This window comes from Candidatus Aciduliprofundum sp. HYA1 (assembly GCF_056175085.1).
Genome location: NZ_CM149694.1, coordinates 712,409 through 726,687, shown reverse-complemented (window position 1 = coordinate 726,687; position 14,279 = coordinate 712,409). Strand labels below are relative to the sequence as shown.

13 protein-coding genes are annotated in these 14,279 nt (G+C 43.5%); 6 read left to right on the top strand and 7 right to left on the bottom strand.

Translation table 11 applies throughout. From position 1 onward, the window contains the following. Positions 1 to 31 precede the first annotated feature (31 nt). Entirely contained in the window at positions 32 to 910 is an 879-nt protein-coding gene (locus tag AC0S1O_RS04015) for a class I SAM-dependent methyltransferase (protein ID WP_475393055.1), read from the top strand. Here AC0S1O_RS04015 and AC0S1O_RS04010 read toward each other — a convergent pair. The 5 genes from AC0S1O_RS04010 to AC0S1O_RS03990 form a co-directional block, all read right to left on the bottom strand. After that, entirely contained in the window at positions 903 to 2,846 is a 1,944-nt protein-coding gene (locus AC0S1O_RS04010) for a beta-CASP ribonuclease aCPSF1 (protein WP_475393054.1), read from the bottom strand. The two genes, AC0S1O_RS04015 and AC0S1O_RS04010, sit on opposite strands and share 8 nt — an antisense overlap. A 4-nt stretch (positions 2,847 to 2,850) precedes the next feature. Further along, positions 2,851 to 3,483, bottom strand: a complete 633-nt coding sequence (gene psmB / locus AC0S1O_RS04005; protein ID WP_475393053.1) for an archaeal proteasome endopeptidase complex subunit beta — start codon at positions 3,481 to 3,483, stop codon at positions 2,851 to 2,853. Positions 3,484 to 3,546: 63 nt separating this feature from the next. After that, positions 3,547 to 4,341, bottom strand: coding sequence for a metal ABC transporter permease (locus AC0S1O_RS04000; protein WP_475393052.1), 795 nt, complete (start codon positions 4,339 to 4,341; stop codon positions 3,547 to 3,549). Next, positions 4,331 to 5,080 carry a metal ABC transporter ATP-binding protein gene (locus AC0S1O_RS03995; RefSeq protein WP_475393051.1) on the bottom strand — a complete coding sequence of 250 codons (750 nt, stop codon included), beginning with the start codon at positions 5,078 to 5,080 and terminating at the stop codon, positions 4,331 to 4,333. Before AC0S1O_RS03995 ends, AC0S1O_RS04000 begins: the two co-directional genes overlap by 11 nt. Next, positions 5,077 to 5,481 (bottom strand): metal-dependent transcriptional regulator, encoded by a 405-nt coding sequence (locus tag AC0S1O_RS03990; RefSeq protein ID WP_475393050.1) that lies wholly within the window; start codon positions 5,479 to 5,481, stop codon positions 5,077 to 5,079. The genes AC0S1O_RS03995 and AC0S1O_RS03990 overlap by 4 nt, the downstream gene beginning before the upstream one ends. Before the next feature lie 72 nt (positions 5,482 to 5,553). Between AC0S1O_RS03990 and AC0S1O_RS03985 the strand changes: the two genes are divergently transcribed. Continuing rightward, a complete protein-coding gene (locus AC0S1O_RS03985) occupies positions 5,554 to 7,002 on the top strand; it encodes a phospholipase D-like domain-containing protein (RefSeq protein ID WP_475393049.1) in 1,449 nt (482 codons plus the stop codon). A 4-nt stretch (positions 7,003 to 7,006) separates the two neighbouring features. Here AC0S1O_RS03985 and AC0S1O_RS03980 read toward each other — a convergent pair whose 3' ends face one another. Both AC0S1O_RS03980 and AC0S1O_RS03975 read right to left on the bottom strand, forming a co-directional pair. Further along, entirely contained in the window at positions 7,007 to 7,495 is a 489-nt protein-coding gene (locus AC0S1O_RS03980; protein ID WP_475393048.1) for a 3-isopropylmalate dehydratase small subunit, read from the bottom strand. After that, entirely contained in the window at positions 7,496 to 8,752 is a 1,257-nt protein-coding gene (locus AC0S1O_RS03975) for a 3-isopropylmalate dehydratase large subunit (protein ID WP_475393047.1), read from the bottom strand. Positions 8,753 to 8,829: 77 nt separating this feature from the next. On the opposite strand from AC0S1O_RS03975, the gene AC0S1O_RS03970 reads away from it, so the two are divergent. The 4 genes from AC0S1O_RS03970 (at position 8,830) to AC0S1O_RS03955 (ending at position 13,791) form a co-directional block, all read left to right on the top strand. Beyond that, positions 8,830 to 9,294 (top strand): NOB1 family endonuclease, encoded by a 465-nt coding sequence (locus AC0S1O_RS03970; RefSeq protein ID WP_475393046.1) that lies wholly within the window; start codon positions 8,830 to 8,832, stop codon positions 9,292 to 9,294. Positions 9,295 to 9,382: 88 nt separating this feature from the next. After that, entirely contained in the window at positions 9,383 to 10,189 is an 807-nt protein-coding gene (locus AC0S1O_RS03965; RefSeq protein WP_475393045.1) for an integrase, read from the top strand. Between the two features lie 83 nt (positions 10,190 to 10,272). Next, the gene (locus AC0S1O_RS03960; protein ID WP_475393044.1) at positions 10,273 to 12,504 is read left to right on the top strand and encodes an McrB family protein; all 2,232 of its coding nucleotides are present in this window, start codon (positions 10,273 to 10,275) and stop codon (positions 12,502 to 12,504) included. A 6-nt stretch (positions 12,505 to 12,510) separates the two neighbouring features. Continuing rightward, the gene (locus AC0S1O_RS03955) at positions 12,511 to 13,791 is read left to right on the top strand and encodes an McrC family protein (protein WP_475393043.1); all 1,281 of its coding nucleotides are present in this window, start codon (positions 12,511 to 12,513) and stop codon (positions 13,789 to 13,791) included. Positions 13,792 to 14,279: the final 488 nt, after the last annotated feature.

The following is a 14,279-nucleotide window of genomic DNA, read 5'->3' as shown; positions in this document are numbered from 1 at the left end:
CATAAAGGTGCCAAAATCCAAGGCGGAAGAGATGAAGAAAATGCTGGCAAAAAAAGGCCTGTTGCAGGAATTAAAATGGAAGAGAGAGGGAGATTTCGTAATCATCCCCGTAAAGGGCATTATCGAGGGTTTTGAGCTCTGCGAGGACGATTTTGAAGAGCGCGAAAAAAGGAGAAAAATAGGCTCATTTGACATCGTTGGTGATGTGGCCATCGTAAAGTACCGAGATTCGGGTTTGCAGGAGATTATAGGGGAGATAAAAAAGATGAAAAACATAAGAAAGATAGCCATTGATTACGGGGTGAAGGGTGAGGAGAGGATAAGAGACCTGCGCCTAGTTGAGGGCGAGAACCTGATAACGGTCCACAGGGAATATGGAATTCACCTGAAAACGGATCTATCAAGGGTTTATTTCTCCCCACGCCTCGCAATGGAAAGGTGGAGAGTTGTGCAGATGGTGAGGGATGGAGAAACCATATTTGATATGTTCGCGGGTTGTGGCCCGTTCTCGGTGATGATAGCCAAGTACAGGGACGTGAAAATATACGCCACAGACATAAATCCATACGCCATCGCCTATCTCAAGGAGAACATTAAGATAAACAGGGTTGAGGGCATTGAGCCCATCCTGGGGGATGCCAGGGAGGTTGCAGGGAAGATCAAGGCGGACAGGATAATAATGAACCTGCCCCACTCCGCATTCAATTTCCTGCCAGATGCCTTTAAGGCCTCAAAATCAGGCACCATCGTGCACTACTACGAAATTCTCCCCAGAGAAAATTCAAGGGAACACGATATTATGGAACTGGCCAAGAAAGAGGGAATTAAATTGAAAATAATTGAAAAAAGAAGGGTACACGCCTATTCTCCACGCAAGGACATGTTCGCCTTCATCCTTACAATCATTTGAGACGCACAACTTCCAGGTTCTTCAGTGCGATTGTCTCCATCCCGTACCTCTTATGGAGACCTATGGCAAGGTCTATGCACTTGCTTTCCTCCCCGTGGCAGGTTATTATTCTCTCGGGCTTTGGATTCATTGAGCCGATAAACTGAACGAGTTGCCTGCGATCAGAGTGCCCAGAGAACCCGTCGATGGTCTCTATGTTCATCTCCACCTTTATGGTTATGGGCTTGCCTCCAAGGCTCATCAGAACCTCGCTCAGGCCGTTCTGTATCCTTCTACCAAGAGTTCCAACCGCCTGATAGCCCACAAATACCAGGGTGTTGCGCGGATCGTCGGCCCAGTGCTTAAAGTACTCCAGCACAGGACCTCCGTTCATCATACCCGATGTGGATAGCACTATGGCCGGATCAGAGGAACTTATGACCTCCTCCCTCCTTTCCGAGGATTCAACCCTGTGGAATATCGGCGATAGGAATGGATTCTCCTTCTTCTGGAATATGAGTTCTCGGAGATCCTTGTTTAGGTACTCCGGATACGCGGCGTGTATTGTTGTGGCCTCCCAGATCATCCCATCCAGATATATTGGAATCTCCGGAAGTTCTCCATTTCTCATGAAACTCTCAAGAACGAGCATGACCTCCTGGGAGCGGCCCACAGCAAAGACGGGAATCAAAATCTTTCCACCGCGCTCGTAGGTGCGCGAAACGATGTCCTTCAAACGTTCAGCGGCCTCCCTTCTGGATGGCTGGTAATCCTCCCTTCCTCCGTAGGTACTCTCCATGATGACGGTCTCAACCCTCGGGAATCTGTTGTGGGCGGCGTTGAAAAGCCAGGAGCGCTCAAATTTTATATCTCCCGTTATAACCACATTGTAAAGCCCGTTGCCTATATGAAAATGCGAAACGGCAGAGCCAAGTATGTGACCTGCATTGTGGAATGTGAGCCTTATATCCGGCGCAATATCCGTTGTTTCCCCATATTTGAGGGTTATGGTGTGCTTTATCATCTCCTTTATGTGCTTGGACTCGTAGGGCACTCTTTTTCCCTCAGACTGCGCAACCTTAACATAATCTATGAGGAGCATCGCTGCAAGATCCCTTGTTGGGGCGGTCATGTAAACTGCCCCATCGTAATTGTACTTGAACAGAAGGGGCACCAGACCCACATGGTCAAGATGAGCATGGGTCACCACCACCGCATCAATATGCTTGAATGGATTCTCAGGATCGCTCTGATCCCAAACCTCGGGAACGTAGAGGTACGGAGCTCCGCTCCAAGGACCTTCCTGATTCACGGCGGCCACGTCAAGACCGCAGTCCACAAGCACCCTGCTTGTGCGGGTCATAAGTAGCGTGGCACTGCGCCCCACTTCCCTGTATCCCCCAAGGGCCTCCACCCTGACCCATTGCTCTCCACTCAATGGAGGCCTGTTTATCCTCTTACCTATATTTCTCAGAATCTCACGCCTCTCCTCGCGAACCAGTTTCAGATACTCGCGCATCTCCTTAACAATCCGGGATTCAAGGGGTGGAGCACGAACGACTCGTGGGGCCCATTTAACCCTCTTCTTTATTTCATTCAGAAGCTGACCATCCTTGCCAATAACAACTCCGGGAGCATCGGCCTCAATTATGACCTCTCCCGTTTCGGGCTCAAAGTATATGTCCTTTATTCCCGCCTCTTCGGGCACTATACTTTTTATCTCATCCCTGGCCTGGGCCTCATCCATTAAAAGCACAGGATCGGGCCTGATGAATATCCTCCTTCTAACAGTCTGGGCAATTTTTTTCACTATATCTGGATGATCCGCGAAGAACTCCATGTCCCTGGTATAAACAACAACCAGGGGCCCCTCAAGGTCAATGTCCGTTATCTCGACCTGGGGAGCAAGTTCATCAATGGCCTCCTTAACCTGTTTTAGCACATCCTCCCACTGCATAAAATCACTTCAATCCAAGCCCCTTCATCCTCGATTCTATGTCCTCAGGGTTGAGTTCCACAAAGCCCCGCTCCTTGGTTATGGTGGCAACGGATATGCCGTCTCCGCTGGCAGCATCCCTGCGCATGGCAGCGTTTATGCCGCGAATCACAAGATCAATTCCCTCATCAAGCCCTATGTCATCGTGCCACCTGTCCTCAAGAACACCATAAACAAAGAGCGAGCCAGAACCAACACTTGCATACTTATCCTCTATGGCCCCTCCTGCGGCATCTATGGCATAAACGTGATAACCCCTATCGTCAAAGCCACCCACCAGGAGGCCAACATAATACGGGAAGAACTTGCGCTCATTCAAAATGTTTGAGAGCAGGGTGGCTGCGGCCCCAACAGGCATGTACATCTTTCTCCTTATGCGATAGAGATTTATCTCAGCCCTCATGTAGCGCACCAGAACCTGCAGATCTCCCACAAGCCCTGCGGTCGTCATTCCTATGTTGTAATCCAGCCTGTACAGTTTCTGCGCTGTCTTGTGCGCAATGAACGTTTCCATACTGGCCCTGTGCTCTGTGCCAAGCACAACGCCATCCTTCGTCACAATTCCCACCGTGGTAGTTCCAGTTTTAGCGTTCTCCATCTCTAACACCTTCAAAATTTTACGGGGGTATAATCCCCTTGGCATATATAAAACTTTTTAGCATTACCTCCTGAACATCGTGAGGAAGTATATGGTTGTTGCAATCAAGCCAGAGTAGGCGCTTGGAGATACGGGAGTATAAATGGAGAGGGCGAGACCACCCAATCCGGAGGCAAGGGAGATTAGAAAGGCAAAGAGAAGCGTGTAGGATACACTTGAAGATATGCGCTTTGAAGCAGCAGCAGGTATGATGAGAAGTGCGTAAACCAGTATGGCTCCAACGCCCTTGAGAAGCACAACAACACCCATGGCCACCATCACGAAGAGAAGGCTCTCGTAGATAAAGGGCCTCAATCCCATGGCCTGCGCTCCCTCGGGATCAAATATGGAGAAGGTGATTCTCCTGTGAAATAGAAGAAAGAGAATGATTATCACGAGCACTGTTACGGTCATTATCTCAATATCCTCCTGAGAAAGTAGGAGCAGATCACCCACAATGAGTCCCCAGGCAATGGATGCATATTCCCTTATGAGGGAGAGGAAAAGAATAGCAAGGCTCATGGAAAGGGCAAACATAACACCCACGGCAACATCCACGCTCTCCTTCCTGTGGGATGCATATCCTATTGCAAGGGCAAAGAGTATTGAAAATATGAGCGCAACTATGAGATAATTCGCCTGAAACAGGTAGAGGGTGAGGAATATGCCCAGGGATGCCCCAGCAAGTGCACCATGGGCTATGCCGCTGACAAGAAATGTGCTGCCCCTGAAAACAGAGTAACTTCCTATGAGAGATGATACAACGGCGATGAGGAAAACCGCTATTACGGCACGAAGGAGCCAGATATCAACGAACATGCACATCACTCCCCATAACATAGCAAACATTCTCCCCGCGGATCACAGGTACGGCCACACCGTATAGTTTCTCCATATTCTCCTCGGTTACGACATCCATGACCCTGCCATAGGCCACCATCCTCCTGTTGAGGAGAAGGACATTATCTGTGCAATCCGCCAGGGGATTCAAATCGTGGGTTACGAGAATTATCGTTTTATCCCTTTTCAATCTGTGCAAGATCTCAGTCATTCTCATCTTGGTAGCCACATCCGCGGCGGAAAACGGCTCATCAAGGATCAGAACCTTTGCATCCCTGGCAAGGGCACGGGCGAGAAAAACCCTCTGCTGCTGTCCACCACTCAGAGAGGAAAATTTCTCGTTCCAGAGATTTTCAAGCCCAACAATCTCCAGGGCTCTTTTTGCCTTTTTCACGCTCTCCCTCAGCACCTTAAAATGGTGCCTGGAGAGGAGGGGCATCAGAACCACATCCTTCACACGAAGGGGAATATTCATATTCACATTGTCCCTCTGGGGCATGTATCCCACGATTTCCCTGGCTTCTTCTGGAGATTTTCCAAATATTTCAATGTGTCCATCATAATTCACGAGCCCAAGAAGGGCCCGGAGAAGCGTGGTCTTCCCTGCCCCATTGGGTCCGATTATTGCAAGCAGGGATGGGTGCTTCAATTTGAAACTCACATTTTCAAGGGCCAGCTTTTCCTCGTATCTCACGGTGAGAGCTTGCACCTCAATCATTTCTCCACCTCGGGAATTGGCCTGCCATGAGGGCATCTCTTGGGATCGCCCAGATAATGGCAAAGTGTATCTACTACATCCTCATCCACGCCCATTTGAATTCTGGATGCGACACTGCAAGCACGCTCAAGTTCCACACCGGCCCGATAGAGCATGGTTTCAATTATTCTGTGGCTCCTTATGATCTTCCTTGCTATGGAGAGGCCATCCTCCGTGAACTTGTATTTCTTCCCGCTCTTGGCGAGAATTCCCTTGTCCTTCAGCCTGTTGAGCATCTCATAGGCCGTCGGCCTTTTAACATTCATAATATCCGCAATGTACTTTGGCCCGAACTCGCACACCCCCCTGTTGTAGGAGTCGTAAATCGCCATTATGTACCTTGATTCAGCCTCCGTGAGCACGGTTAGGTAATGCCTAACGGGTTTATAAATTTTAAGAAAACGTTTATATGGCACACATAAATATTCTGGAGAATGAGAAAATCTTACAAAATTGCAGCCATCTACGTTGTAGTTCTGCTTCTCTCCCTGACATATGTTGCAGTTAATCCCACCACCATTCACCAGGATTATGCTATGAAGACGAGAAGCCAGGGAGGTATTTTCGTCGTGCCCATTGAGAACTACGGATACGCACCCATAATAAAGCATCTCATTGACAATGCAAAGAAAAGCGTGCACATATCAATGCTCCTGTTGAGCGATTACGAGCCAGTGAAAACTCTTCTTGATTCGCTTGTGAACGCAAAAAATAGGGGCGTGGATGTGAAGGTCGTATATGAGGGAGACATTTCCTCAGACCATTACGGGGCAGATTATCTATCCTCGAGGGGCGTGGCCGTAAAGGAGGATGGCTCTTCAAAATTCCTTCATACAAAACTTGTTGTCATAGACGATAAGGTGGTTTACCTTGGATCCCACAACTGGAGTCCAAACGCACTTGGAAAGAACAACGAGTATGGAATTGTGATATTCAACGAAAGCATTGCCAACGTTTACGAGAGATATTTCCAGTCCATCTGGAACGATGCATCTTCAACTCCCAACGCTGGGCACGTGGATGAGAGCGTTCAGGGATTGAGCATAGAGACCACCTACGATGGGTACACCTACAACGCGTTAAAGAATCTCATAGATTCGGCAAGGCAGAGGCTCTACGTGGCCATGTACACCATGGCATATTACAAAAATCCCAACAGCACGGAGGAGCGCGTGGATGCTCTGATTAATGGATTTGTGAGCAAAAAGGACATTGCATCTGTCATACTCGATGACCATGATAGCGATAATGCGTACAATTTTCTGAAAGATGAAGGTGTGGACGTAATGTACGATTCAAAGTCTGTTACAACACATCTTAAACTCGTCATTGCAGATGATTTCGTGTACGTGGGAGATGCAAACTGGGATTACGAATATCTGGATAACGAGACACATACCGTGGGAATCATAATACACAACGCATCGGTGGCAAACTTCTTTGCGGGATACTTCCTAACAATAAAGAAATACGGAGACGCCCCCTACTACATCCCAGACGGTTTTGTGGATGACTGGAAAATTGAGACTCAGGCAGGTGAGGATGTAAATCTCACAGTATACCTTGCCAATGGAGGGTACATCAACGATACATCCTTTTACATAGAGACAAGGAGCAAACTCAACACTTCAATTTACCAGTATCCCTCCTGGGATAGAAGTTCAGTATATGACTGGAAGAACGAAACTTTGCACATAAACGTGCCTGACAATGCATCCGGAAACTACGTTGTGGCCATAACCTTCTACTCAAAGTACCATCACATAAACTACACGATGTACATAACGGTTAGCGTGCAAGGAGAACCCGTGCCCGAATTAAACGCTTACATTATACCAATACTGCTGGTCTTCGCAGCCGTGTGGAAAAAGAAAAGAAGATGAGATTTCATTTTCGCTGTTTTCTTATGTACTCAATTATCCCCCCTGCACGGATTATGTCCATCACATAGCCCTCAAATGGAGGAAAGTGCACGACAAATCCCTTCGTCCTGTTCTCAACCACGCCCTTCTCAATGTCCACCTCAACCTCATCGCCCTGCTCAAATTTCTCTATTTCCTCCTTTGGCAGGGTTATGGCCGGCAATCCGAGATTGATACAATTGCGATAATAAATCCTGGCGAAGCTCTCCGCTATTATCGCCTTCACTCCCGCCGCTTTTAGACACTTCACCGCCTGCTCTCTGGAGGAGCCGTAGCCCCAGTTCTTGCCCGCAACGATAACATCTCCTGGCCTAACATTCCTTGCAAATTCAGGGTCAAGATCCTCCAGAGCGTGCTGTGCCATCTCCTCATCGCTCATTATCTTGTATGTGTACTTGCCCGGGAATATAACATCGGTGTTCACATCATCCCCATATCTCCAAACGCGTCCCATTTACAACACCTCCCTCGGGTCCGCTATGTATCCCTTCAATGCGGTGGCCGCCGCCGTTGCAGGCGAGCCGAGATAAATCTCGGCGTTGGGATTTCCCATCCGTCCCTTGAAATTCCTGTTGGCAGTGCTCAGGCACTTCTCTCCATCGGCGAGCACTCCAGCATGAGCACCCAGGCACGGGCCGCATCCAGGGTTCATTATCACTGCACCCGCCTCGGCAAGTACGCGCAATATTCCCTTTTCATCCGCCTCGCGCCAAATTTCCCAGGATGCCGGGAAAACGAGCATGCGAACATTCGGGTTGATTCTCTTCCCCTTTAAAATTCGAGCCGCAACTTCCAGATCTTCCACGCGGCCATTAGTGCAGGTGCCGAGAAATACCTGATCAATATGAATTCCCTCCGCATCATCAATATCGTGCACATTGTCCACGGTGTGGGGAAATGCTATCTTCGGAACGAGATCCGAGGCGTCGTACTCATATCTCTTTTCGTATTCCGCATCATCATCCGCGTGCATGATCTCATACGCTCCGCGTGCTCTATTTTTCAGATACGCCTCCGTCTTCTCATCCGCCTCAATTATCCCATTCTTCGCGCCCATCTCAGCACTCATATTTGTAAGAACCATGCGGGATGCTATGCTCATATTTCTTATGGTTTCACCCTTAAACTCCACCGCTTTGTAAACGGCTCCGCTCGCCGTGACATCGCCTATGATATGCAGGGCCAGATCCTTCGCGTACACACCCTTGGGCATATCGCCGTTGACGATTATCTCGTAACTTTCAGGCACGCGGAGCCATATCTTGCCCGTGGCCCATATGGCGGCGACTTCACTTCTTCCTATCCCGGCAGCAAAGGCTCCAAAAGCTCCAGGCGTGGTTGTGTGGGAATCAGCGCCCACTATAACCGCTCCTGGTAAATCATAACCCTTCTCGGCCATAACCTGATGGCATATTCCCGTGTTGATATCCCAGAAGTTCTCTATGCCCTGCTCCTTAACAAAGTTACGAATACTCCTGTGGTTGTTTGCATAATCTGCCGTGGGCGCGGGCACGGTATGGTCGAGAATGATCACGATCTTCTTCGGGTCCCATACCCTTTCCACTCCTGTCTTTTTGAATTTGAGCAATATTGCGGCGGAATTATCATGGCTCATCACCCATGTGGGCTCAACGGTCACAATTTCTCCAGGCCTCACTTCTTTCTTTCCCGCCTTCCTGGCCAGAATTTTCTCGGTAAGAGTCATTCCCATGTTATCACCGTTCTGTAATGGTGGTTCAAACTTAAATAGTTTGCCAAATTTTAAATTCTGCGCGGCATTATCCAACCGTGAAAAGGTACGTGCTCGACTCCTCAGCCCTGATCGAGGGTTTCATCCCACCCGGCGAGGCCGAGATTTACACAACTCCTGGAGTTGAGGATGAGGTTCACAGAAAGGGTGTCTATTTCTCCCTGATAAAGGTGGTTGCTCCTTCAAGGTACAATACAAAACTTGTGGTTAAGGCCGCCAAGGAAACGGGGGATTTTCATTCCTTGAGCAATGTGGATATGGAAATCCTGGCTCTGGCCCTGCAACTGGATGCAATTGTAATAACAGACGATTACGCGATTCAGAATGTGGCCGCCCATCTGGGGCTTGAATTTCAAAATCTGCACCAGGAAGGAATAAAGGAAGTTCGCAGGTGGAAATGGAGGTGCACATCCTGCGGAAGACTCTTCAACGAGTACCATGAGCAGTGCCCGGTTTGCGGCGGAAAATTGAAAAGAGTGACAAAAAAGGCAAAAAAATTATAATTCGCAAGGGCATAATCCCGGGAAGCGGGGGTTACCGAGCCAGGTCAAAGGTGCGGGATTTAGGGAGGCCCTTTTCTTAGAAAGAAAAGTGCTCTACCCCAAAAGAAATTTCAGCTATTTTTCAGTTAGAGACGACTTTTCCAGATGGTTGTATTCAAGAGTGAGCAAGCCCTATGCCAAGAAGTTAATATCATATCTGGACAGATTTGCCAAAGATAGGCCACTCACAACACCGAGAGACTTATATGAGATTAGAGAGGCTTCAACCAGTAAAAAACAGATGACCATCGCCCTGAGAAATCTCCTGAACTATGCTGAGGAGTTTGAACTCATAGACGACTACACACTAACAAAGATGAGAAAGATTCTTAAAAGTGTTAGGAGCAATCCAGACAATTACATACCTTCCACAGAGAGGGTTATTGAAGTGTATAACAAAATTGAGTATCCAGAATACAAATTATTGTACAGGATACTGGCCTATTCAGGACTTAGAATCATTGAGGGTGTTTCTTTTCTACATAACTACAATCCTCAAAAACTCGTAGTTAAAGAGAACTTCATCAGGTATCCGTTATTCCATATAAGAGGCTCTAAAAACTCTTATTATGTATATCTACCCCTAGAACTGAAGAATGAGTTAAGACAGATTGACATTTCACATGTGGGATTTAAAAACTACATCTATCGCAGAGGGTTGGCAGGAAAATATCTGCGTAAGTGGAACTATAATTTTCTGATAATGCACAATGTTCCAGAGAGCGTGGCCGATTTCATCCAGGGTCGCAGCCCCATCTCAATAGGCTCAATGCATTATCTGGCCAAGGTCAAGCAGGCGGACTACTGGTATGGAATAATGGCTGATAGGCTTGAAGAGATATTTGCCTGTATGTAAGCAAAATATCATTTGAACACAAACTTCGTGAAAAACTTATTATATTATCCCTATTTATTTTCTTATCGAATTAAGGGGGAATTATGATGTGGAAGGATTTGAGAATATATATTGTGAATAACAACCCAATGAAGGAAAGATATAGCTATGATGCAGAAAAGAAAGAAATTGGCCATGTAGAATACTGGCCACTGGTACGTCCCAAAGATGCAAGATATGGTGATATTGGCGTGTTATACTATGTACCCCAGCAAAGTTTTACAAGGTTATATATGTGTTTGGGAAAACTCACTGAAAAAAACAGAGATAACATAATAAAAAAATATGGTTTAAAAAATATAGATAACATATATGGAGGGTGCATATTCAAAGATATTTACAAATTTGAAACTCCTATAGGGGCAGTAAAATATGCGCCTCGTAATCCCATATTTGGAAAATTAAAGGATAAACATTTAGTAGAAATATTGCAAGATAAGCATGACCCAGGCAAAAAAGAATTTAGTCTTTATATACGAATTTACAGGTTTATAAAGTACTGGTTAGAAGTGACCAAAGAGACCAACTTATTACAGGAACATATGAAGTATCATAGTGATATCCATAAAGAGGTTCTCCAAAGATTCTCTCTTCTTAACAGTAATAGCAAGCCAGAAGAAGTTATTGAGAAAATACTCACATCACCAACAAACAGCTATAGAACCTTTAAAAAGATGTTTGGATGGCCAAGAGCCATTCCTAATTTTATATCTCAGGCAAATGATGATGAGAAATACGAAATGATAAAGATATTGAAAGATATGGATTCCTCAAATGTATGGAAAGATGAATGGGTAGATAAAATGTTTTCATACTTAGACAAATACGCACATACAGATGAGGTCCCTTCAAGAAAAAAGAGAAAAACCATGTTATACACATTACTTGCAGAATTGTATGGATACAGGCATATAAAAAGCCATCCAATATACAATTCTCCTGTGAGGCATACATTGGAGAAATTATTCGCTCTTAAACCAAATGAGCTCCAAAACAATTATCTTGAATATGAAGAGTATTTCTACCGTTTAAGAGATTTTTACAAAGCAATAATGTGCTATATAAAGCAAGATAATTATGAAAAAATTTGCGAGTTTGTTGGTGCGAGTGATGAAGATGAGCTAAATATGGAGATTGATTGTATCCTATGGTATACATATTCTGGGAAAGAGACCTTGGGAGAGAAGCTGAAGGAGTTTATAGATGAACAATTCTATTTAATACCAAATACAACTGAAAATTCTACAGTATATAAAGAGGAAGCTATCACTACACTTTTAAATGATAAAAACCAAATTATTTTATATGGCCCTCCTGGAACTGGTAAGACATGGATTGCAAATAAATATGCAAATAAATATGGGGGAAATAACGTTGAATTTGTAACTTTTCACCCATCTTTTTCTTACGAAGATTTTGTTGAGGGAATAAGGCCCATCCCTGGAGATAATGGTGAGCTTAGATTCGTTGTTGAGGAGGGAACTTTTAAAAGATTCTCAAGAGAAGCGTACAACCAACTCATGGACTACTTGGGAAAGGATATTGAGTGGATGGAAGATGAAGATATTCCAGCCACAAAACTTGAGGATATTGAAATATCCAAGGAGGATTTTGAGGATGCACTCAAAACCTCTCCAAAATTCTACCTACTAATAGATGAGATAAATAGAGGAGATATAAGTAAAATATTTGGAGAGCTAATAACTCTACTTGAAAACGACAAAAGGGTATTTAGAGATAACGCTATGATTTCAACACTTCCATACTCAAAGAAGAAGTTTGGTGTACCCCCAAACTTATATTTGATAGGCACCATGAACACTGCAGATAGAAGCATAGCTCTTATTGATGTTGCACTAAGAAGAAGGTTTGGATTTTTAGAAATTATGCCGAACTTAGATATGATTAAAAAAGAGCTCAATGTTAATACTCTGCCAGAAGATACAAAAATATTGGCTAAAAAGGCAATAGATGCGTTAGGTGAAATAAATAAAAGAATTTCTGAAAATTATGACAGAGACCACCAGATTGGCCATTCTTACTATCTTCAATTGAAGAATATAGCCGATAAAGAGTATTTTGAGAACAAACTGAAAAGTATTTGGCTTTATGAAATAATTCCACTCTTGCAGGAGTACTTCTATGGTGACTCAAAGAAGTTAAGCAATATATTATTCCCCTGCAACACTGAAGAAATTGATGTGTTTGAATGTTATAAAAAACTCATTGATGAAGACTTAGAGGGATTTCTGGATAAAATTAAAACTCCAAAGTGAGTAATTATGTTGGAAATTTCACTGAAAGAGTTTGAATCTATCAAATACGAAAAAGGCAAGGAAAATTATCTGGAAGAAAATGTACTGCACTTAAAAAACCAAACTATTGAGGCTCTATGGGAATTAAATCAAAAGATAAATTTTTTAAGAATAGGCAGAGATGAGATAAAAGCAAAAAATTGGGTCGGTCTTGTTCAAGTAGACAATTTAAAAATCCAGATATATCCCAAATTCGCAGAGGATAAAAGTGTTGCCCTGAGAAATCTATTGAAGATGCTGATGATTGGAGAAGAACTGGGTTTTAAAGATGCTGATATAAACTCAATATCAGAGATGAAGTTTGATTCTTTTCTGGAAATTCTAATTGCCATATATTCCATAAAATTACTGGAAACACTTAGAGGAGGGGAGTATAGAGAATATGTATACGTAGCTGAAGAACGGAGCTATGTAAAGGGGCAAATTGATTTCCCTAAATATGTCCGTCAATGGGAACGAAGATACCGCATACCTATAAGGTACAATGATAGAAATTTAAATAACCTCATAAATATGACACTCAAATATACAGCATTTATGATGGAAAAATACACATCTTCTCAAGAAAATTATCGCAGATTACACAATGCTATAAATTTGATGGATGCAGTTGACCTTAAGCCAATAGATGCTCAAACCATAGACAACATATATTTTACTCGATTAAATGAGTACTTACATCCGCTGGTAAACATGGCAAGATTATTCTTAGCCAATATAATTATACAATTTATAAGCGGAAGGAGGAAAATCTTCGCATTTTTCCTACCTATGGAGCGTGTATTTGAGAAATTCATCGCAAATACGCTAATTAAAGAGAAATTGATAAATCAAGATTTGAGCATAAAAATTCAATATGGAAAAAAGCATCTCTTAAAGAGCACAAAAGGAGAAAGACTATTTCTTTTAATACCAGACATCATAATTCTACCTCAAAACAAAAATTATAGTGCAATCATTGACACAAAGTATAAATTATTAGATGGTTCTGATAAAAAAGCAGGTGTTTCACAATCTGATGCTTATCAAATGTTTGCATACTCTCAAATGTACAAAGCCAAGAAAGTCATGTTGCTCTATCCAAAGATTAAAGAGGAAATATCTCGTAACTGGGTATTTGAAGACAATGATAACGAACTGTTAATAAGAACTGTTGACTTGAATATCGATTTGGTTGACTCCTGGAAAGAGTTTATTCAAAATATGAAAGGTATAATTAATGACCTTTTGGGAGAATGTAGCAATTAGGGGTTTTCTTAGCTCTTAAGAAATACTCAACACTCGCTAAAGTGCATAAGTTAGAATAATCCATAATATGATAATACCCACTGGATAAAGGTACACCCTGTTACTTAGTTCATGCATTATCTTATACCTACTTATATTCGCACCAAAATAATAGAATAAAGATGTAAATACTCCCGTAATTTTGCTCATTGTAATTCCCAATATAATCAAACTCAATGTGCCTGTCTTAAATATTGAGAAAATAGACCATATAGAAGCTATCAAAGATATTGCTCCAGCAACATGCTTACTCTTTCCTCTGGTTTGAAATACTATTAATCCTGACACAAACCAGATAAAACACCATATCAAGTCAGCCACTCCTAACATGCTTTCACAAATTTTTATCTTATTATGTAAAATAATCTCCGAAGCTTTTGAAGATAGTATTCTAATTACAGAGAAAATTTAAAATAACCCATCCATATTAAATTATAAACTTGTAGGTG

Coding starts and splice junctions, on each gene's coding strand:
- AC0S1O_RS03975 (WP_475393047.1), bottom strand. CDS start 8,752: ATGGGAATGACTCTTACCGAGAAAATTCTGGCCAGGAAGGCGGGAAAG.
- AC0S1O_RS03960 (WP_475393044.1), top strand. CDS start 10,273: ATGATGTGGAAGGATTTGAGAATATATATTGTGAATAACAACCCAATG.
- AC0S1O_RS03955 (WP_475393043.1), top strand. CDS start 12,511: ATGTTGGAAATTTCACTGAAAGAGTTTGAATCTATCAAATACGAAAAA.
- AC0S1O_RS04000 (WP_475393052.1), bottom strand. CDS start 4,341: ATGTTCGTTGATATCTGGCTCCTTCGTGCCGTAATAGCGGTTTTCCTC.
- psmB (WP_475393053.1), bottom strand. CDS start 3,483: ATGGAGAACGCTAAAACTGGAACTACCACGGTGGGAATTGTGACGAAG.
- AC0S1O_RS03995 (WP_475393051.1), bottom strand. CDS start 5,080: ATGATTGAGGTGCAAGCTCTCACCGTGAGATACGAGGAAAAGCTGGCC.
- AC0S1O_RS04015 (WP_475393055.1), top strand. CDS start 32: ATGAAGAAAATGCTGGCAAAAAAAGGCCTGTTGCAGGAATTAAAATGG.
- AC0S1O_RS04010 (WP_475393054.1), bottom strand. CDS start 2,846: ATGCAGTGGGAGGATGTGCTAAAACAGGTTAAGGAGGCCATTGATGAA.
- AC0S1O_RS03980 (WP_475393048.1), bottom strand. CDS start 7,495: ATGGGACGCGTTTGGAGATATGGGGATGATGTGAACACCGATGTTATA.
- AC0S1O_RS03985 (WP_475393049.1), top strand. CDS start 5,554: ATGAGAAAATCTTACAAAATTGCAGCCATCTACGTTGTAGTTCTGCTT.